The sequence below is a fragment of the Brevibacillus choshinensis genome, from assembly GCF_016811915.1.
Taxonomy (GTDB): domain Bacteria; phylum Bacillota; class Bacilli; order Brevibacillales; family Brevibacillaceae; genus Brevibacillus; species Brevibacillus choshinensis_A.
In genome coordinates this window covers 2,848,745-2,867,385 of record NZ_CP069127.1, presented here as the reverse complement: position 1 = coordinate 2,867,385, position 18,641 = coordinate 2,848,745, and the positions used below count along the sequence as shown (strand labels likewise).

Below are 18,641 nucleotides of genomic sequence, written 5' to 3'. Positions count from 1 at the left end.
TGGATTGGCCTTCATTCACGTGGATGGTCGTCACACCTCTACCGGTGCTGCGAGCGTTCCAGCTGCCTTTACTCGAATCCTTGTGGCATTACCCAGATAGGACAATGGAATATCCTCGAACTCGACGATCTCGATCGTTTCCGGCTCCGCACCCGCTGCGATGGCTTCATCGATCGCCATACGTTTGGCTGTTTCCAGCGTTTTTTCCCGGCCGGTTTCATCCAGGGAAAAGACTCGATCGATCTGCCCGCTGATTTGCGCAATAGCCGCACCGATGGCATTCGCCACACCAAAGTTTTCGGGACGGATGATTTGGGATGCCCCTTTTAATACGTCCGGCAGCAAGATGCTGCCTCCGCCAACCAGAATGACGGGAACAGGTTCCGCGCTGGTTTTCATCTTGTCAATCGCCTCTTCAGCCATCTCTACGATGCGGCTGTACACATTCTCGAGGAGTTCTTTATCCAGATGGGCTACTTTTTGAGGATCGCCCAGCTTCACCTTTTCAAGCGCAATCACGACATCGGTCGCAGTCAATGTATCCCCGCCAAATGCGAGTCCTTTTTGCGGCAGCTGGTAGCCGACGCTGTCCGGTCCGACGGTAAACTGTCCATTCTCTTGAATTCGAACAATCGTACCGCCACCCAAACCGATCGAGATCAGGTCAGGCATCCGGAAATTCGTGCGGGCTCCCCCTATTTCAACTGCCAGCGAAGATTCGCGCGGGAAGGAGTTGACGAGTACGCCGATATCTGTGGTCGTCCCACCTACATCCACGACGAGGGCATTCGCCAGTCCGGACAAATAAGAGGCTCCGCGGATACTGTTCGTAGGGCCGCAGCCGATGGTGAGAATCGGATACTTGATGGCGTATTCGATGCTCATCAACGTGCCATCGTTCTGTCCAAAAAAGACACGCGCATGGACGCCTTCCGCTTTGAGTGCGTCCATAAAGCCGTAAGCTGTCGTTTTTGCCACAGTCACGATGGAAGCATTCAAAATCGTAGCGTTTTCCCGTTCCAGCAAGCCGACACTTCCAATCTCATACGAGAGGGAAATGGGGGTTTCTTCCCCGAGTACTTCGCGCAGGATTTCTCCTGCTCTCATCTCGTGCTCCTTGGATACTGGGGAGAATACGGAGGCGACCGCGACAGAGTCCACCTTCCCTTTGATCTCACGCGCAATGCGATAGAGCTCTTCCTCATCCAGCTTTACGATTTCTCTCCCATCGAACTCGTGTCCACCTCGAACGATATACACGCGTTTCCCCAGATGTTCACGCAGGTCATCCGGTACACCCACCAATGGCTTGATGGCGAACGTAGCTGGAGCCCCTATGCGGATGACCGCAATTTCATTCAAACGCTTCCTCTCCACGATCGCATTGGTGCAATGGGTCGTTCCCAGCATCGCGTAGGTGATCTGTTCACGGGGAACCCCTGCTTGTGCGATCACTTCACGCATGGCCTCATAGATACCGGTGCTCACATCTTGCGTGGTAGAAGATTTGGTCTTGGACAGCACCCGATATTCGCTGTCCAGGAGTACCGCGTCTGTATGCGTGCCGCCTACGTCAATCCCGATTCTGTAATTCATTTCACAACACTTCCTTTCTCCACCAGCTGTTCAACGGGGATGTAATCCGCGTCATAACGGAAGTAACGTGGACCGACTGTCTCGATCCCTTTTTCCGTTCGCCATTTTGGATGGCACGGCATCCCGATGACCACCGCACGCGCACCATAGCGCAAGCCTTCTGTGGTAATCGGAAGTCCCGTTTCCGAATCCAGCACAGCGATCAGATCAGGGGTCACGCAGAGCAGGCGATCTTTTGTACGTGCAAGCAGATGCTCGTTTTGGAAACGAAGCTCGAGGTTCTCACCCTTGTACTGCAGCAATCCTTCGATCTTTGCCGTTCCCCTCGCCCATCCGCCTTCTGTCTTGCGGTCAACATCCACCACTTTGCCGCGGAACAATTCAAAGCCGTCGGTCAATTTCAGCACTTCCTGAACAGGGTCGACGTTCGTTTCCTTCGCCAAGCGAATGGCCCGACCGATCTTTTCCTCCAGCTGCAGGATGCTGTGGATGCCGCTCTCCTTCAGGTTTTTGCCGAACATCGGGTAGATGGCGCATGTGGCAGATCCGCCTTTTTGCACGGTGACGCTGCGGGCGATGCGCTCTGTCCAGGAATTATCGATGGTATCCATGATCGTGACGTTCCCTTTCTCGTCGGCGAGGACCATCGGAGTCGCAGAAATGCCATCGAGGTAAAATGTCGTCATCTGCAGCTCTGGAAAAGCGCGCCCCATGCCGTCTACATCCACCACCGGCAATCTCAGCTGTGCCGCAAGCGCCAAAGGAAGCATCGAGTTGATTCCTCCCGCCTCAATCGGGTAAGTGGCAAAAACTTTCTTGCCCATGTATTTCTCCAACGCCTGAAAGGTCTGCGCCACTTCATGCCCGCTGGGAATTTTCTCGATGAGAACAGTCGGAGCGCCCATGCCTCCGGAGGCAACGACGAGTGCCTCATCTGGCACCTCATCTACAGACAGCAAGGTGATGGGTCCGTATTCTTCCACTGCCTGGAGAGCCATCAATTTGCCGATGTACGGATCTCCCCCTCCTCCGGTTCCCAAAACTGCCGCGCCGATTGCGATGTCTTCTATTTCCTGTTTTCCTATCCGTCTCACAACAACCTCTCTCCTTTTTCACTCAAGATTTAACCTGCTTTGTCCATCTTCACATTCCATTTCTGATCCAAAGCTGCCCCGAAAACCTTCATTCCAACGAAGTACACAACTCCGGCGACAGCCAGTGAATTGATCGAGGGAATTCCCCATTGAATCAGGTAGCCGATTCCAAAGCCCAGAGCCCATGCGACGAGTGCAACCGGATTCCAGGTTTCACAGACAGCAGGCAGTTCACCATTCATCCGACTCTCATCCAGCACTTGTCTGCTACGTTTTAAAATGAAATAATCGACTACCATTATTCCGGCGATCGGCGGGATCCACACCCCGAGGAAAATGAGGAAATTCACAAATTGATCCAAGATTCCCAGGACAGACAAAATGGTTCCCGCCATTCCGACAATGAGAGTAATGAGACCGCGATTCACATTTTTACCAAACAGTGCGTGTATGATATTGGTAAAGCCCAAAGATGCGGAATACAAGTTGATATCGTTGATTTTCACCGTCGCGAAGATAACTGTCGCTGCTCCCAGCCAACCGGAAGTCTGCAAGGCGATGGTTACGACATCACTCGTTTTCACAGCGTGCGCCATGAGGACCGCAATCAGATTGATGATAATTTCACCGATCACCACGGAGATGAGCGTAGACCACAGCACGTCCTTGCTGCTTCGGCAATAGCGCGTCATATCCGGCGTCAGTACAGCTCCCACCATGAAGCTTCCTGCCACCATGGTTGCCGCGGCACCCAGCGAAAGTGCGGGACCTGGCGCCGACGACGACATCAGTTCGGGGAGCGAATGGCTATCAAACACCTGGTAGATTCCATAAGCGATCGTGAGCAAAAAACCGGGAACGGCAATCTTGGCCGTTACTCCCAGCCACTTGAAACCGAAAATCACAATCACGGTGACAAATAGCCCTGTCAGGGTGGCGGCCAGTGGGAACCCCAATGCTCCTCCAAAGGCATCATTAATACCGTTGGCAAATACGGAATTCTGGACGCCGAACCAGCCAATCGTAGAAATCGCGATGACGAATCCGATGATGCTTGATCCGTATTTTCCAAAACCCGTCCATCTGCTCAGCATGCTGGTGGACAGTCCCTCACGTGCGCCTGCAATCCCAATGAGCAGAATGACGACTTCCAAAATGATCGCTCCCAGAAAACTGGCAAGCGCAGCATCCCAAAAAGACATCCCGTACCCGAGAAATGCACCCAATATGAACTGACTGAGAGAAGTAAACGCACCGATCCGAATGACGAGAATTTCCCACATGGGGACACGTGCCTCTTTGGGCACTCTGCTCAGCGAGTAATCGTCAGCCATGTTTGAATGACTAGCCATGATATCGCCCCTCCTTTGCCTTCTATTTGCTTGTAAGCACTCAGACTAGAGAAAGATGGAAAGTTCACCTCCAAAGTGTTTGAATATTCTAAGTTGCAAATGCCGTACCAACGCAAAAGCACGGAATATTCGCATAATGACCCACTAAATCAACCAAAATTTTGAAATTTAGGAATGGTTATGTATGATGGATGTTTCAAGTTACATTCATTTATCTAAATATTTCTCAACATTTCTCTATTTTTATCTATTTTCCTCAACAATCGCACCGTTTCTCAACTTGATAATGAAATGAGAATAAAAAAAACCGTCAGTTTTCACTCTGACGGTTTTACTTATGCGCGAGCAGGTTATGAGCCTAGGTAGCAATGTGCTAGGCGCACTAAGTAATCGCTCCATTTCTTAGGATTTTGTTGGCTGCGCGGACAGACCCATAATATCTCTTGATCCAAATAATACCAATGCAATCAGAATGATGAACAAGATGGATTCCGAAAAGCTTTCTCCGTCAAACTGAATCATGGCGCTCTCACCCTTTTCTGATCGGATCATCAACTCTCCATTTTCTTTTTAAATGCCTGAAAGATTTCATCAACCGTCACATTTCCATTATCGTTTAGAAATTTCAGCATGTTATCTACATTTTTATTGTTCAAGTCGTCCAGTGTGAGGTACTTTCCCGTTAAGCTGACAATCATCGTGGCTTGTCTAAACAATTGAACAGCATCCACCCTCAGCTTCCCCGTTAAAAGCAGACTAGCCACAATGAGCTCCAAACTTCTGCCATTCAGACAAGGCAATAAGGCTGATTGAACCTTAGCCTGGTCTTTCTTTTCGGCCTCTTTTGATGAGTGGTTGTTTGCCTGCTTCTTTTCTGCGCCATTGGACGAACGATTATTTGCTTGTTTCTTTTTCGCATGGTTGGATGACTGATTGTTTGTTTGTTTCTTTTTCGCGCGATTGGATGGCGGATTGTTTGCCTGTTTCTTATCTGCATCATTTGATGAATGTTGTGAATCCATTTCTTACTCCTCCCACCTAACAATGTACGTGCTCAAATAGATCGGTGTGAGGTGAGACTGTTCACCACAATTTCCAAAGTTTCACCCTTACATACAAACAAATCTAGCAACCGTACCGTACCTGCTTTTCATACAAATCATATTCCCAGGTCCCTTTTATTGTGCTTGCTTACCCAGCCCATTCCATTCACTTAGTGGGTTTGCTCGAAAAAATTCAGGGTTCCGACCGCCTTCGCTTTGACACGCAAGGCTTTGGTTGGCATATAGGAGAGTGGGATGGTTTCCAGTTTTTGCACGACGACAGAATCAAGTGCTGCTCCTGCTTTGACCGCTGCTTGTACAGCTTCTTTCTTGGCAAGCCCGATCGTTTCTTCACGGCTTCGTTCTTCCAGCCAATAAATGCGATCTACGCTTCCGCTGATAGGTGCAATGCAGGCGCCAAGCGCACTGGCATTCTGATAATGGCCGGGCAGGTGGACATCCGCCCACGGAAAGTTGAATGCAGAAGCGATCCGCTCACTTCCCTCTCCTACAAAAACGATCGGCAGCGGTTCAAAACGCGGCTGAAATCGTTGGATGGCATGATAAACCGCATCGAGCAGGTCGTCACGAACAGAAGAAGTCGCTTCTAGTGAGAGAGTTGTAATGTCGGGCATTCTGAGGTTGACGTGAACGCCTGCAATGGTTGGATTCCGACGCTTTTCCCTGGGAAATCCACCTTCCATCGCTCCAATGTTCACTCGGTATCGGCTCACATCGACGATGACGCATTCCTGCAGCTCGGTAAGCAGGGCTGCACCGCGAAAACTATTGGAAATGCGTGATCCATATGTGCGAATGGGATGGAGAAGGGCAGATTCATAGGATAAGAGAGATCCGTCGTTTTGCGTAAAGTAGATGGATGCTTCAATGTGGTGTCGGCGAATCAGACATTTGAGACCTTTGAGCGAATGGGTGATGAGCTTGGACAAGGCAGCATTGAGAATAGCCGAGTTTTCCCTCTCCAAGAAACCGATACTCCCAAGCTCGTGGGACGTAGTGATCGAACACTCATCTCCCCACAGCTCCCGAACCCATCGAGCCACTTGGTTTTCATGCTCCTGATTGACTGGCGAGAATGCCCCTGTAATGGCAAATGCTTGAAAGCCTTGCTTCCTGATGGACAACAATCGATCCTCCAGCTCCTGTCTAGACGGATCCTTCTTCCCCACGCTTCCATCAAGCTCATGTCCTCCTGCTACGTGCAGTGCGAGAGGGCGGATCGCCAGCAGCAATGCCTCATCCCCTCCATACAGCGGAGGAATGGAGTTGGGAGTCTGACCGATGCGGATGGAACAAACCTTGGATAGATTCTCCCCTTCGAGCAGGGCATTTGCGAAGTAATCCGTACCGATGATGACTTGCCGGATGCTCCCGCATACTTCCTGCTGCCGCTTGCCTATCTTTTGCAGGACCTGCTCCATTCCTCCAAGCAAATCTGCCGTTGTCCGTTCTCTGGCACAGCATACGATCTTTCCTAGGCTGTCCATGACCAGGCCTGTGGTTGTTTCGCTGTCTACGTCAATTCCGAGTCGATACATGATGTCCGCCATTCCCTTCTTCTGCAAGTAGCTGCTCGACTGGCACAAAGGCATCAGCCACCCCGAAGTTCCAAGGTCCCACGACATCCAGCATCTTGGGATGACGGAGCAACAGGGGACTGGGGATTGCAATCACCCACACCTTCATGTGCATCTCCAGCTCTTCAATCATGACAGGAAGTCCGTTGTCCGCATCGAGCACACACAAGATATCCGGCACCGTAGCCAATAACCGTTCGCCCTGCTTTGCCAACAGGTATTCACTCAAAAACCTGACCTCAAGGTGCTCGCTATGATGATAGCCGCTGCCTTCCACGAGCAATTCCCCTTGCAAAAATCCCTCCTGCAAGTGACGCTGCACATCGACGACTTTCCCCTCGATCAATTTGTGAGGCTTCCCGTAAATGGAGTTGTGCAGCACCTGCGACAGGTTGGCAAAAACCCGATGAATATCCGATCCGGCTGCGAGTACTGCTTCACCTACCCTTTTGCACGCCAGCAGGGTATGAGGGATGGCCACCTCTTGCAAGAGACTCGCCCGCATGGGAAAAGAGGCAGCTGCAACGGAACCTCCCATTTTCGTCATCGTGAGCCGAGCCTCTTTCTCAATTTCAAAATTGGAGTCATGCAGGAGAAGCTCGCATTGTCCGTTGTCGGCGCACATTACGAACGGACTTGCTTGTGAGCCAAAGGCATGGAAGGTCGTCATTTGAAACTCCGGAAAAGCTCGACCCATCGCATCACAATCGACTAGCGGCAAACCTGATAACGAGGCTGCCACTAGAGGTGTAATGGCATTGATTCCCCCTATCTCCAGCGGCGTGATTGCTTGAGCCGAGATTCGTATTTCGTCTTCAAGGATGCCGAGTGCTGTCATCAATTCCTTACCTGACATGATTTTCTCGTAGTGAATGGCTTGCGAGCCCATCAAGGACATGGTTACAGCCCACTCCTCCTCCCGAAGCTCAAAGGGTGAGAGCAAACGAACGGGACCCATTTCCCGAATGGCTTGCTTCGCCATGATCGCCATGATCGCCGGATCGCCTCCACCGCCTGAGCCGAGAAAAGTACAACCGCAGGCAAGCGAATCCACATCTTTTTCATCAAGTAAACGCCCCATCGAGAGCCTCCTTTGCATGTATGGTGGTCATCGTTGCTTGCTGAGATTCTCATTACGACAAGGGATGCTTGCGGTTGATCTTGCTCAGCCGCCGATACAGAGTCGCGACGCTGATTCCCAGATACTCCGCAGCTTTTCTCTTGCCTTCGGTGCTCCTCCCAAAACGCTGTACCGCTTGCAGGATCAGCTGCTCCTCCGTTTGTTCGATCGAGAGCTCCGGATACGCTGGCGCAGAAGCTGCAGCAGCACGCTGAACCTCCCCGTTGCTCTGACTCGTGCGAATGGAGGAAGGCAAGCTATTGATCGTCACGAGATCGCCAATCTCCAGATTTACGATATACTCCAGTGTGTTCTCCAGCTCTCGGATATTCCCCGGCCAATGATACTCCAGAAGGCATTTCATCGCCTGTGTCGTAAAGCGCTTGGGTTCTTTCCCCAGTCGATCGCCAAATGATTTCATATAATACTGAATCAGATCGTACAAGTCCTCGCCACGCTCGCGCAGGGGAGGAACGTAAAGCGGAATTACGTGCAAACGATAAAATAAGTCTTCTCGGAACTGTCCACTGACGATCATGGCTTCCAAGTCTTTGTGCGTCGCCGCAATCAGACGAGTATCGACTGGAATGCTCTCCGAACCGCCGACTCTCTCTATTCGCTTCTCTTGCAGGACGCGCAGCAGTTTCGCCTGGAGATAGGGAGGCATGTCCCCGATTTCATCCAGGAATAAGGTCCCGTTCAACGCAAGCTCAAAGCGTCCCGGCTTCCCGCCCTTTTTCGCCCCTGTAAAAGCTCCGTCATCGTATCCAAACAGCTCGCTCTCCAGTAGAGCCTCGGGAATTGCCGCACAGTTGATGGCGACGAAGGGCCCTCCGCTTCTCGAGCTAGCTTGGTGAATCGACTGAGCGAGTACCTCCTTACCGGTGCCACTCTCTCCCCGAATCAGGACAGTGGAATCACTTTTTGCGATTTTTCTCGCTTGCTCTTTTAACGCCATGATACCGGGACTATGTCCACGAACATCTTCAAGCGTATAACGCGTCACGTATTTTCTGTTTTTTTCGAATTCGGTTTCGAGTATTTGCTCTGTGAACTGAAGAATGGCGCCTTCTGCTTTCCGGTTGATGAACAAAGGGTGCAAACGACAAAGATAGGGGGATTTTTTTCCCGATCCGTCTGTCATTTCCACAGGAAAGTCACGGAGCGGTTTCCCTTTTCCCACCCATTCTAGCAATTTGGCTGACTCTACTAAATCTTGCAGGGTTTGATTGAGCAAAACGACCTGTGACCGCCGCCAAATATGCTCGGCAGCCGGATTCACGTGGATGACTCGCCCAAAGCGATCGACCACCAAAATGGGGTAGGTGATGAACGACAGAAGCCCTTCCACCTCTTGCAATAGCCATTTTCGTTCCCTGCTAGCCTCCTCTTGCATTTTCTCCCTCCCTCTTACGACAGATTCCGTTTCTCGAGATTCTTATAGCTGATGATACCTCTAAACGCCCAAAAGAAAAAGAGCTGCGCAGCAGATGCAGGCAGACTCTTAAGGGATGAGGGTCTCTATGAAGTTGCCACTTTTGGCTTGTTGACGATATGGATGGCGTGACCGAGTGCAGCTTCAGCCGCCTCTACCCATACCTCGCTCAGCGTCGGATGGGGATGCATCGTAAGTACCACATCCTCGACACGTGCTGCCATTTCCAAGGCGAGCGTGCCTTCCGCAATCAGATTGGAGGCGTCCCCCCCCACGACATGCATGCCTAGCAGCAGATGGCTTTTTTCATCCACAATCACCTCAGCGAAGCCTTCCTTTGCATCGATAGCCAGCGCCTTACCATTCGCCCGATAGGGAAAAGATGCCACCTTCACCTGGTAGCCTTGCTGCTGCGCCTCTTCCTTTGTCATGCCGACTCCAGCGATTTGCGGCTCGGTGAAAATGACATAGGGAACATACGGGGAGTCGACACTGCTGGGAAGTCCTGCGATCACCTCGGCTGCGACGATCCCCTGCTTGGAGGCTCGATGCGCCAAAGCCGGACCTGGCGTCACATCACCGATCGCGAAAATATGCGGATGGCTGGTGCGGCACGTGTTATCGACAGGGATGTACCCCCGTTCGCTGACACTGACATTGGCTTGCGCGAGCCCAAGATCCGCCGTATGGGGAACACGGCCTATCGTGATGAGAGCTTTGTCCGTGCATAGTCGTTCATGCCCATTCTGAGGGGATCGGATTTCGAGCTCGACTTGGCCGCCGCTCACGTTTGCCGACTCCACGAGGGTTCCTGATTTCACGGTCATCCCCAGCTTTCTCGCCTGCTTCAACACCTCCGCCGTGAGATGCGAAGCCGTCTGCGGCAAAATCCGGTCAGCCGCTTCGATGACCGTCACTTTGGACCCCAGCTTGGCAAAGGCCATTCCGAGTTCCATCCCGATGTAGCCCCCGCCTACAATCGCGAGCGTATGGGGTATCACCTGCAGCTTCAATGCATCGGTGGAGTCGAGCAAATACTCATGATCTGGTTCTAAAAAAGGAGGGATATAGGGACGAGATCCTGTGGCGATGATGGCATGGCGGAACTTGTACGTCTCAAAATCTCCGCCTGTCTCTACCCCAATCCGATCACTGGACAAGAACGTCGCCACGCCTTTCACCAACGTCACACCATTGGCTTGGCATAATTGATCGACACCCTGACTCAGCTGGGAAACCACTGACTCCTTCCAGCTCTGCCACTTCGGCATGTGAAACGAGGCATCCCCTGCTGGCAGTTCGATCCCCAGCTTCGACAGACCCGCGAGCTTGTGGTACTCACCCGCAGCATGAATGAGTGCTTTTGACGGGATGCAGCCGCGATTCAGACAGACTCCGCCGAGCTCTCCCTTTTCGATCAAGACAACGGACTTGCCCAATTGCCCCAGACGAATAGCGGCTGCGTATCCGCCTGGGCCTCCTCCGATCACAACTACGTCTGTTTCTACCGCCACTTCTCCGACTACCATCTATACCATCTCCGCAAACAATAGAGTAGGATTTTCCAGCAATTCCTTGATTCGATTTGTAAACCTTACCGCTGTCACACCATCAATCAGGCGGTGATCAAAGGAAAGCGAGACGTTCATCATCCAGCGAATGACTCCTTCATCCTCGCGAACGACCCAGCGCTTCTCCATTTTGTGCAAGGCGATGATAGCGACCTCAGGGTGGTTGATGATCGGCGTCGCCTGCAGACCTCCGATCGGCCCTACATTGCTGACGGTAAAGGTCCCGCCCGTAATCTGCTCCCGTGTCAGCTTGCCAACCCGTGCGAGCTCCGCCAGCCGGGAAATCTCCTCGGCGATCTGAAAGATGGATTTGCCATCTGCGTCCTTGATGACCGGTACAATCAGGCCATCTGCCGTATCCGTGGCAACTCCGATATGGTAAAAGCGCTTCATCAAAATTTCGTTCGTGGCATCGTCGATGGAAGCATTCAGCACCGGGAATTCTTTCAATGCGATCACCAAAGCCTTGATGAAGAAAGGAAGGAATGTCAGCTTGATATTCCGCTTTTGGGCAAAAGGCAGCATTTGTTCTCGCAGGGCACGGAGCTGATCCATTTCCATCTCGTCCACGGATGTCACATGTGGAATCACGGTAACCGACTTGGTCATGTGCTCCGCGATTTTTTTTCGGATGCCTTTCATCGGGATCCGCTCGATTTGCTGCGTGCTTGCAGAAGGCTGCATTCCGATCGATGTCTTTTCGCTTGGAGCTGGGGCCGCTTCGTTGTTTGATGCTGGCGCGATCGATCTTTTAACAGGTTTGGCCGAAGCTGAGGATGCGTATTGGCGCAGATCTTCCTCGGTTACACGCCCGGCTGCTCCTGTCCCGCTGACCTTTTCGATATCAATCTTCATTTCTCGAGCCAATTGGCGTACGTACGGAGTCGCTAGTGTGCGAAAAGGCTGGGAACTCACAGGTCGAGGAGATGCCTTTTCCACAGTCGCTGCCGTTTCTGACTTGGCCGATCCTGCTGTCGGCTCGATGACCAGCAGCGTCGTGCCCACCTCGACAGTTTCGCCCTCCGCTATGCGAATTTCCTTGATGACGCCCTTCACTGGAGCGGAGAGCTCTGCGTTTACTTTATCTGTCTGCACTTCCATCACGGGTTGATCTTGCTCGACTGCCTCTCCTGTCTTTACCAGTATTTTGATGATTTCCCCTTCGTGCATGCCTTCACCCACGTCGGGAAGCTTAAACTCCACCATGGCGCTCGCTCCTTCTCTAGTACGTAACCGTTTCCATAATTCCGCTCATCACACGGCCTGGTGTTGGCAGGTAGTCATCTTCAATGCTGAACTGTGGAACAGGGACATCAAATCCCGTAATCCGTTTCACAGGTGCCTTCAGGTATATCAAGGCTTCATCATTGATGATCGAGATAATCTCTGCACCCATGCCCGCTGTCTTGTGCGCCTCATGAACCACAATCGCACGACCTGTCTTTTTCACGGATTGAACGATGGCATCCCGATCCAATGGGTAAATCGTGCGCAGGTCCACTACCTCACAGCTGACGCCTTGCTCACGCTCGATCTGTTTGGCTGCCTCATCTGCTACACGGAGCATGGCCCCCCAGGCAAAGATAGAGAGATCCGTTCCTTCCCGTACAACCTTTGCCTTGCCGATCGGTACACGATACATCTCTTCCGGAACCTCTTCCTTAAATGCCCGGTACAGCTTCGTAGGCTCCAGAAAAATGACCGGGTCTGGATCTTCCATCGCAGCGATCAGGAGCCCTTTTGCGTCGTAGGGATTGCTTGGCGCGACTACTTTCAATCCAGGAACGTGAGCAAAAAACGACTCTACGCTCTCCGAGTGAAGCTCAGGCCCCCGAATGCCGGCACCGTATGGCGTGCGAATGACCATCGGCACATGGTATTGGCCCCGTGTCCGATAACGCATCCGCGCAGCGTGGGACACAATCTGTTCGAAGCCTGGATAAATAAAAGCCAGGAACTGAATTTCCACAACCGGCAATAGCCCGTTCATGGCTAGCCCGATGGCAGCCCCGATGATGCCTGCCTCAGCCAGCGGCGTATCCACGACACGGTTCGCGCCATATTTCTGAAGCAGGTTCTCCGTAGCACGGAACACGCCGCCATTCACTCCCACGTCCTCACCCATGAGCATGACGCGTGAATCTTCCGCCATTTTTTGATCCATGGCTTCTGTAATGGCTTGAATCATGGTCAGTTTTCGCTTCATGCCGGGATACCCTCCTGCTTGGCTGGCTTCACGAGCTCTTTTTCCTGTTCCGAAGCCATCCAGGTAGGCTCTGCGTAGACGTGCTTGAACATATCTTCCGGACGTGATTTCGGATAGCTCTCTGCCTCAGCCAGAGCCGCATCAATTTTCACGCCTGCTCCCGCAATGAAATCGCTTTCTTTTTCTTCGTTCCAGAGGCCTTGCTTTTCCAAATACACGCGAAGTCGTTGGATGGGGTCTCGCTCTTGTCGCCATTCTTCCGACAGTCTATCCTGATCCCTGTATTTTTTCGGATCATCCGCTGTGGTATGGGCGCCGTATCGGTACGTCATCGCCTCGATCAGCGTTGGTCCTTCACCTGCATGTGCACGCTCGATTGCATTTTTCATCGTGAGCCAAACGGCGAAGATATCGTTTCCATCGATTCGCACGCCTGGAATATCATAGGCGGCTGCGCGCTGAGCGATTGTCTTGGAAGCAGATTGCTGCTCAAATGGGACACTGATGGCGAACCCATTGTTTTGGCAGAAAAAGACGGTCGGAGTCTTAAATACACCTGCAAAATTCAGGGCTTCATGGAAGTCGCCTTCAGAGGTCGCACCGTCCCCAAAGTACGCGAGGCTCACATGCTTTTCGTTTTGGAGCTTGCTCGCCCATGCAGTCCCTACGGCATGCACCATTTGGGTCGCGATCGGCACGCACGGAGGCATGATATTCAAATTTTTAGGACTGATGCTACCTTCCATGTGTCCCATCCAGTACAGGAACACCCTCATCATGGATTGGCCGTGGACAATCGCTGCGGCGTGATCCCGATACGTCGGGAACAGCCAGTCACCTGGTGCGAGCGCCATAGCACTGCCTACCTGCGATGCTTCCTGCCCTTCAAATGGGGCATAGGTGCCCATGCGTCCCTGGCGCTGCAGGTTGATCGATTTACGGTCAAACAAACGGACCAGAAGCATATTTTCCAGCATCTTGATCATGGTGGCTTCGTCCGGCAGCCCCGCGATGTCTTGCACCAGTTGCCCCTCTGGAGTCAATACCTGATATAATGGAGACATTGATACATCCCTCTCTTTCCGATTCATTCCAGCAAAATACTACAGCAAGTAGCATGCCAAGCGAATTTTCGCCAGATTGATCCTGTTGAGATAGGCGAATGATCAATTTTGCATATGCATTTTTGCGCTACGATGCTCAATTCTGATTATTTCGATTACACAAGCGGTTCAAGGGGGCTTTTATGTACCAAACCCAATTCTTTCAAGCCAGCGACAATGACGAGCTCGTCAAATTGATCACGACGATTTTCCATACTTCCCACGACGGGCTTGCCATCTGTGACAAAAATGGCCATGTCCTTCTCTATAATGAAGCATACCTGCATATTACAGGCGTTCCGGCCGAGGTATTGAACCGTTACAGCTTTATCGAGCAAAAAGAAATGCATATGGTCCCGGATTCCTCCGCAGCACGTGCCATCCAGACCAAGCAAATCCACAGCGTGGTGATCGACTACGCAAACGGCCGAAAAGCGATCAATACAGCTACTCCCTTGCTCGATGAGAATCAGGAGCTCCTGTTTGTCGTAGGAAACGTCCGCGATATTACGGAGCTGAATCAGCTGCAGCAAGAGCTGGAGGAGACGCGCCAGATCAATTCTGCCTTTCAGCAGGCGTTGGAGCAGATCCAAAACGAGATGGGTTTCGAAGGACAGCTGATCTATCGAAGCAACGTGATGCACCGGATCGTCTCTTTGGCGCAGCGATTTGCCCGAAATGACTCACCGATCCTCCTGCTGGGAGAATCGGGTGTGGGCAAGGACGTGCTCGCCAGCTACATTCATGCCAAAAGCGGAAGAACGGGAGATTTCATCAAGATCAACTGTGGCGCTATCCCCGATCACCTCCTCGAATCTGAGCTGTTCGGGTATGAAAAGGGAGCATTTACTGGGGCTAGTCAGTCAAAGGAAGGACTCTTGGAGCTCGCGCACAGCGGAACCATCTTCCTCGACGAAGTGGGTGATCTGCCCTTTCCGCTTCAGTTCAAGCTGCTCAATGTCCTGCAGGACGGCAAGATCCGTCGGCTGGGAGGGAAAACGGCTCGCCAGGTCAACATGCGAATCATCGCCGCCACCAACAGCGACCTCGAAGAGATGGTCGAACGCAAGCAATTCCGGCAGGATCTCTACTACCGTCTCAATGTCCTTTCCATCTCGGTACCGCCTTTGAGAGATCGCCGCGAGGACATACCTGCCCTGATTTTTTACTTTTTAAAAATGCTGGAGAAAAAGTACCAGCAGGAAATGCGGGTCGAGCCTGAGGCATTGGAAGCTTTGATGGAATACGAATGGCCCGGAAATACCCGCGAGCTGAAAAACGTCGTCGAGCGCTCGTACCACATGTGTGAAAACGGAAAAATCACGATCGACCAGCTCCCCGCCTCCATTCGCAAGTCTCAGCAATCTTCTCTCCCTTTGCAGCTGGCCAAAATGGATCAGTCCTTGCCATTGAAGGAAGCAGTCGATCGCTTTGAGCGGGAGTACATTCAACGGCTCTTGCAGGAAACAGGCACGATGCAAGAATGCGCTGACAGGCTGGGAGTGAACATCTCGACATTGGTGCGCAAAAAGCGGAGTCTGGGAATCAAACTGTGATGAAACGCCAAAGAGCCCGATCATTCAACTCGTCGGGCTTTTTGCTTTATTTTACAAAACTCCATTCGATTGGTATTCGATTCTTTCCCATTCTGGTGACAAGAAAAGAGCCAAGAACGTTTCCTTGGCTCTTCGCAGGGTTCAATTTGTTTTCGTGGACGTTATCTGACCGCTTTCGGACGCGGGATGGAAGATGAATCCTTCGTACCCTTTCGCCGCAATCTCTGTGCAGATTTGCCGATAATTGCCCACTCCTCCCAGATAGATGGGGAATCCGACCGGCTTTTCCTTGATGTTCGCCCCCGTATACCAAGATTCGGCTTTGGTGAAGAGCGTCGAATTGGCGACATCCCAGCAATGCTTGCTCCAGGCATCCTCCGATTCGGTCCTCGGTTCGATCTGAACCAGCCCATGATCGCGGAGATATTGAATGCAGTCTGCAATCCATTCGACGTGCTGCTCGATGGACACCGGCATGTTGCTCAAAACGGCTGGGCTCTCAGGACCGGTAATCATAAACATGTTGGGAAAACCTGCCGTAGCAATTCCCAAATACGTCTTCACTTTCGCTCCTTCTGCCCACTTATCCTTGAGGCCAAGTCCGTTTTTGCCGCGAATGTCCATTTTCAAAAGCGGCCCCGTCATCGCATCATAGCCGGTTGCAAAAACTAGAATGTCCAACTCGTATTCGGCAGACTCTGTTCGCAAACCCTTCGGAGTGATCTCGACAATCGGCTCATCTCGCACGTTGATCAATGTGACGTTATCCCGATTGTACGTCTCGAAGTAACGCGTATCCAAAACGGGACGCTTGGTCGCGAAATAATAGGTGGGCAACAGCATTTCTGCGACCTTTTCATCTCTGACGGTTTCTTTAATTTTGGTTCGGAGGAACTCGCACAACGTTTCATTCGCCTCTCCATTTACCATCAAATCCTGGAACGTGCTGGTAAAGATCAACCCGCCCTTGTTCCAGGCCGACTCGTATACCTGATTTCGCTCTTCCTCGGATACTTCCAGGGCGGAACGCTCCGATCGCTTGATGGGAAATCCGATGGCCGACTCACGCATCGCTTGTTTCATCTCATGAAAACGTTGCTTGGCTGATTGTACATAATCCTCATCCAGCTCGTGGTTTCTCGCCGGGGAGCTGTATTGAGGCGTTCGTTGGAATACCGTGAGATGCGCAGCTTCTTCTGCGATCACAGGTATGGACTGGATTCCGCTTGAGCCCGTTCCGATCACTCCTACACGCTTGCCGCCGAGCTCCACCTTTTCATGCGGCCAATTCCCCGTGTGATACCACTTCCCCTGAAAGCTCTCCATTCCTTTGATCTTGGGAACATTGGCTGCAGAAAGACAGCCGACAGCGGAAATGAAATACGTGGCCCATACACTTATGCCGTCATCCGTCTGAATGCGCCATTTGGTTGTCGCCTCATCATAATGCGCGGAAACAACGCGCGTCTTGAATTGGATATCGCGCCGCAGATCAAATTTGTCCGCAACGAAATTCAAGTACCGGAGAATTTCCGGCTGTCCCGGATACCGAGATGACCAAGTCCACTCTTGATAGAGTTCTTCCGAAAACGTGTAGTTATAATAGATGCTTTCCGAATCACACCTGGCGCCTGGATAGCGATTCCAGTACCACACACCCCCTACGCCATCCCCAGCCTCGTAAACCATGGTGGACAGACCTGCTTCCCGCAGCCGATGGAGCATGTACAACCCAGAAAAACCAGCCCCCACAATCACAGCATCGAAATGGATCGCTTGTGTCGTGTCCGCTTTTGGTACAGATGCCATGTTCCTTCCCCCTTCTCCCCCGAATGGACGCCTTTGTTCGTATCTCCATTTTATTATTTTGGAAAAAGGGTGAATATTACCCCTTTTAAGGCGTGGGATATCCCCTAAATCAGGGAGCACCCCCCCTGGTAAAGTGGCAAACAAAAAAAAGATAGCCACATCCATGCGGCTATCTTTCTCAGCATTCCTTCTCTCATGTTTTGCTCATACCTCGATTATTTCCACAGACCTGCCCGCAAGTTATTGATGCCGTTTTCCATGTAACCCTTTAAGCAAGTCAGCATGTACACCCAGCCTTCCTTGTTGCCAATCAGGTCAGGAATGAGATTTTCATCGTTCTCGTTAAAGCCCTCTTCTGTTACTTCCACGATGGTATGCGAATCGCCCTGCACCTGCAGCGAGATCGTTACCGTGTGGGGATCATCCTGTGGTCCCCAGGTAAAGACGATTTTCTTGTCCTCCTCGACCTCCACTACCTGAATGGTGCCTTCCGCATTATACTCGTCGTATCTCAGTGTGATCGTCTTGCCGGGCTCCCAGCGCTCTGAGCTGGAGGAGAACCAGAAATTCCCGATCTTTTGAGGGTCCACAAACGCTTCGTAAATGTCGTGTGCAGGCTTTGCGATCTTCATTTTGGTCACGTTGTTCATGATCCTATCCCTCCCGTTTCCCCAGTTTTTGTTCGAGCTGCTCCAGCACCATAGGCCAGGCGTACTCATGCTGGTCCCTCGATTCTGCATCAGGAAAGCCTGCATGAGTCAAAAAAATACGCGATCCATCCCCAGCCTCTTGGATCTCTATCGTTACTACAGTCTCTGTTCCCTTGGTACCGCCTGTTCCCGTGACCCAAGTCAATTCAACGAAGCGGTCTTGTTCCAGTCTGAGAAACCGTCCGTAATGCGGGTGACGCATGGGCTTACTCTTAGCGTCTGGCTGGTAGACGGTTTCGAAAAAGAAGGCTGTGTCGACTTCCCCTTGCATGATGACCGAGCCGGGTGCAGCGAACCAACGATCAAATTGCCTCGTCCAAGCCAGGTAAAGCGCCGCGGGAGTCAATGTCATTTCCCGCTCAACCTGCAAAGAAAACGGCCTCTCTGACAGATCTGGTACCGTAATGGGTGTTGTCATGCCGTATCGCCCCCCGATTCGATTGTGTTT

Annotated in this window: 16 protein-coding genes; 1 reads left to right on the top strand and 15 read right to left on the bottom strand. The window is 51.8% G+C overall.

Annotation, left to right across the window (positions count from 1 at the left end):
* Positions 1 to 30: 30 nt before the first annotated feature.
* From JNE38_RS14500 to pdhA, 12 genes are all read right to left on the bottom strand, one after another.
* Positions 31 to 1,596 (bottom strand): hydantoinase/oxoprolinase N-terminal domain-containing protein, encoded by a 1,566-nt coding sequence (locus tag JNE38_RS14500; protein ID WP_203357190.1) that lies wholly within the window; start codon positions 1,594 to 1,596, stop codon positions 31 to 33.
* Positions 1,593 to 2,690, bottom strand: a complete 1,098-nt coding sequence (locus tag JNE38_RS14495) for an S-methyl thiohydantoin desulfurase family protein (RefSeq protein WP_203357189.1) — start codon at positions 2,688 to 2,690, stop codon at positions 1,593 to 1,595. Before JNE38_RS14495 ends, JNE38_RS14500 begins: the two co-directional genes overlap by 4 nt.
* A 29-nt stretch (positions 2,691 to 2,719) precedes the next feature.
* A complete protein-coding gene (locus JNE38_RS14490) occupies positions 2,720 to 4,042 on the bottom strand; it encodes a purine-cytosine permease family protein (RefSeq protein WP_203357188.1) in 1,323 nt (440 codons plus the stop codon).
* 402 nt (positions 4,043 to 4,444) lie between these two features.
* Positions 4,445 to 4,594, bottom strand: coding sequence for a hypothetical protein (locus JNE38_RS14485; RefSeq protein WP_203357830.1), 150 nt, complete (start codon positions 4,592 to 4,594; stop codon positions 4,445 to 4,447).
* A complete protein-coding gene (locus JNE38_RS14480; RefSeq protein WP_203357187.1) occupies positions 4,594 to 5,064 on the bottom strand; it encodes a hypothetical protein in 471 nt (156 codons plus the stop codon). The genes JNE38_RS14485 and JNE38_RS14480 overlap by 1 nt, the downstream gene beginning before the upstream one ends.
* Before the next feature lie 191 nt (positions 5,065 to 5,255).
* Positions 5,256 to 6,656: a hydantoinase/oxoprolinase N-terminal domain-containing protein gene (locus tag JNE38_RS14475; protein ID WP_203357186.1), complete on the bottom strand. Its 1,401-nt coding sequence runs from the start codon at positions 6,654 to 6,656 to the stop codon at positions 5,256 to 5,258.
* Complete coding sequence (locus JNE38_RS14470) at positions 6,625 to 7,764, bottom strand: S-methyl thiohydantoin desulfurase family protein (protein ID WP_203357185.1); 1,140 nt, start codon at positions 7,762 to 7,764, stop codon at positions 6,625 to 6,627. The genes JNE38_RS14475 and JNE38_RS14470 overlap by 32 nt, the downstream gene beginning before the upstream one ends.
* Before the next feature lie 52 nt (positions 7,765 to 7,816).
* On the bottom strand, positions 7,817 to 9,199 hold the full coding sequence (locus JNE38_RS14465) for a sigma-54 interaction domain-containing protein (RefSeq protein ID WP_203357184.1): 1,383 nt from the start codon (positions 9,197 to 9,199) through the stop codon (positions 7,817 to 7,819).
* A gap of 125 nt (positions 9,200 to 9,324) precedes the next feature.
* Positions 9,325 to 10,767, bottom strand: coding sequence for a dihydrolipoyl dehydrogenase (gene lpdA, locus JNE38_RS14460; protein ID WP_203357183.1), 1,443 nt, complete (start codon positions 10,765 to 10,767; stop codon positions 9,325 to 9,327).
* Positions 10,768 to 12,015, bottom strand: coding sequence for a dihydrolipoamide acetyltransferase family protein (locus JNE38_RS14455; RefSeq protein ID WP_203357182.1), 1,248 nt, complete (start codon positions 12,013 to 12,015; stop codon positions 10,768 to 10,770).
* A gap of 16 nt (positions 12,016 to 12,031) precedes the next feature.
* Positions 12,032 to 13,015 carry an alpha-ketoacid dehydrogenase subunit beta gene (locus JNE38_RS14450; RefSeq protein ID WP_203357181.1) on the bottom strand — a complete coding sequence of 328 codons (984 nt, stop codon included), beginning with the start codon at positions 13,013 to 13,015 and terminating at the stop codon, positions 12,032 to 12,034.
* Positions 13,012 to 14,079 (bottom strand): pyruvate dehydrogenase (acetyl-transferring) E1 component subunit alpha, encoded by a 1,068-nt coding sequence (gene pdhA, locus JNE38_RS14445; RefSeq protein ID WP_203357180.1) that lies wholly within the window; start codon positions 14,077 to 14,079, stop codon positions 13,012 to 13,014. The genes JNE38_RS14450 and pdhA overlap by 4 nt, the downstream gene beginning before the upstream one ends.
* Positions 14,080 to 14,261: 182 nt before the next feature.
* Here pdhA and JNE38_RS14440 point away from each other — a divergent pair, with 182 nt between their 5' ends.
* Positions 14,262 to 15,674 (top strand): sigma-54 interaction domain-containing protein, encoded by a 1,413-nt coding sequence (locus JNE38_RS14440; RefSeq protein WP_203357179.1) that lies wholly within the window; start codon positions 14,262 to 14,264, stop codon positions 15,672 to 15,674.
* Between the two features lie 141 nt (positions 15,675 to 15,815).
* Here the strand turns inward: JNE38_RS14440 and JNE38_RS14435 are convergent, their stop codons facing one another.
* The 3 genes from JNE38_RS14435 to JNE38_RS14425 all read right to left on the bottom strand — a co-directional run bounded on the left by JNE38_RS14435 (position 15,816) and on the right by JNE38_RS14425 (position 18,611).
* Positions 15,816 to 17,483 (bottom strand): flavin-containing monooxygenase, encoded by a 1,668-nt coding sequence (locus tag JNE38_RS14435; protein WP_203357178.1) that lies wholly within the window; start codon positions 17,481 to 17,483, stop codon positions 15,816 to 15,818.
* A gap of 215 nt (positions 17,484 to 17,698) precedes the next feature.
* Positions 17,699 to 18,133, bottom strand: coding sequence for an SRPBCC family protein (locus tag JNE38_RS14430; RefSeq protein ID WP_203357177.1), 435 nt, complete (start codon positions 18,131 to 18,133; stop codon positions 17,699 to 17,701).
* Between the two features lie 4 nt (positions 18,134 to 18,137).
* The gene (locus JNE38_RS14425; RefSeq protein WP_203357176.1) at positions 18,138 to 18,611 is read right to left on the bottom strand and encodes an SRPBCC family protein; all 474 of its coding nucleotides are present in this window, start codon (positions 18,609 to 18,611) and stop codon (positions 18,138 to 18,140) included.
* Positions 18,612 to 18,641 lie beyond the last annotated feature (30 nt).

Bases quoted from the DNA above. Each gene is read 5' to 3' on its own strand.
- JNE38_RS14475 (WP_203357186.1), bottom strand. From the start codon at position 6,656: ATGGCGGACATCATGTATCGACTCGGAATTGACGTAGACAGCGAAACA.
- JNE38_RS14425 (WP_203357176.1), bottom strand. From the start codon at position 18,611: ATGACAACACCCATTACGGTACCAGATCTGTCAGAGAGGCCGTTTTCT.
- lpdA (WP_203357183.1), bottom strand. From the start codon at position 10,767: ATGGTAGTCGGAGAAGTGGCGGTAGAAACAGACGTAGTTGTGATCGGA.
- JNE38_RS14440 (WP_203357179.1), top strand. From the start codon at position 14,262: ATGTACCAAACCCAATTCTTTCAAGCCAGCGACAATGACGAGCTCGTC.
- JNE38_RS14480 (WP_203357187.1), bottom strand. From the start codon at position 5,064: ATGGATTCACAACATTCATCAAATGATGCAGATAAGAAACAGGCAAAC.
- JNE38_RS14470 (WP_203357185.1), bottom strand. From the start codon at position 7,764: ATGGGGCGTTTACTTGATGAAAAAGATGTGGATTCGCTTGCCTGCGGT.
- JNE38_RS14455 (WP_203357182.1), bottom strand. From the start codon at position 12,015: ATGGTGGAGTTTAAGCTTCCCGACGTGGGTGAAGGCATGCACGAAGGG.
- pdhA (WP_203357180.1), bottom strand. From the start codon at position 14,079: ATGTCTCCATTATATCAGGTATTGACTCCAGAGGGGCAACTGGTGCAA.
- JNE38_RS14435 (WP_203357178.1), bottom strand. From the start codon at position 17,483: ATGGCATCTGTACCAAAAGCGGACACGACACAAGCGATCCATTTCGAT.
- JNE38_RS14430 (WP_203357177.1), bottom strand. From the start codon at position 18,133: ATGAACAACGTGACCAAAATGAAGATCGCAAAGCCTGCACACGACATT.
- JNE38_RS14485 (WP_203357830.1), bottom strand. From the start codon at position 4,594: ATGATCCGATCAGAAAAGGGTGAGAGCGCCATGATTCAGTTTGACGGA.
- JNE38_RS14490 (WP_203357188.1), bottom strand. From the start codon at position 4,042: ATGGCTAGTCATTCAAACATGGCTGACGATTACTCGCTGAGCAGAGTG.
- JNE38_RS14450 (WP_203357181.1), bottom strand. From the start codon at position 13,015: ATGAAGCGAAAACTGACCATGATTCAAGCCATTACAGAAGCCATGGAT.
- JNE38_RS14500 (WP_203357190.1), bottom strand. From the start codon at position 1,596: ATGAATTACAGAATCGGGATTGACGTAGGCGGCACGCATACAGACGCG.
- JNE38_RS14465 (WP_203357184.1), bottom strand. From the start codon at position 9,199: ATGCAAGAGGAGGCTAGCAGGGAACGAAAATGGCTATTGCAAGAGGTG.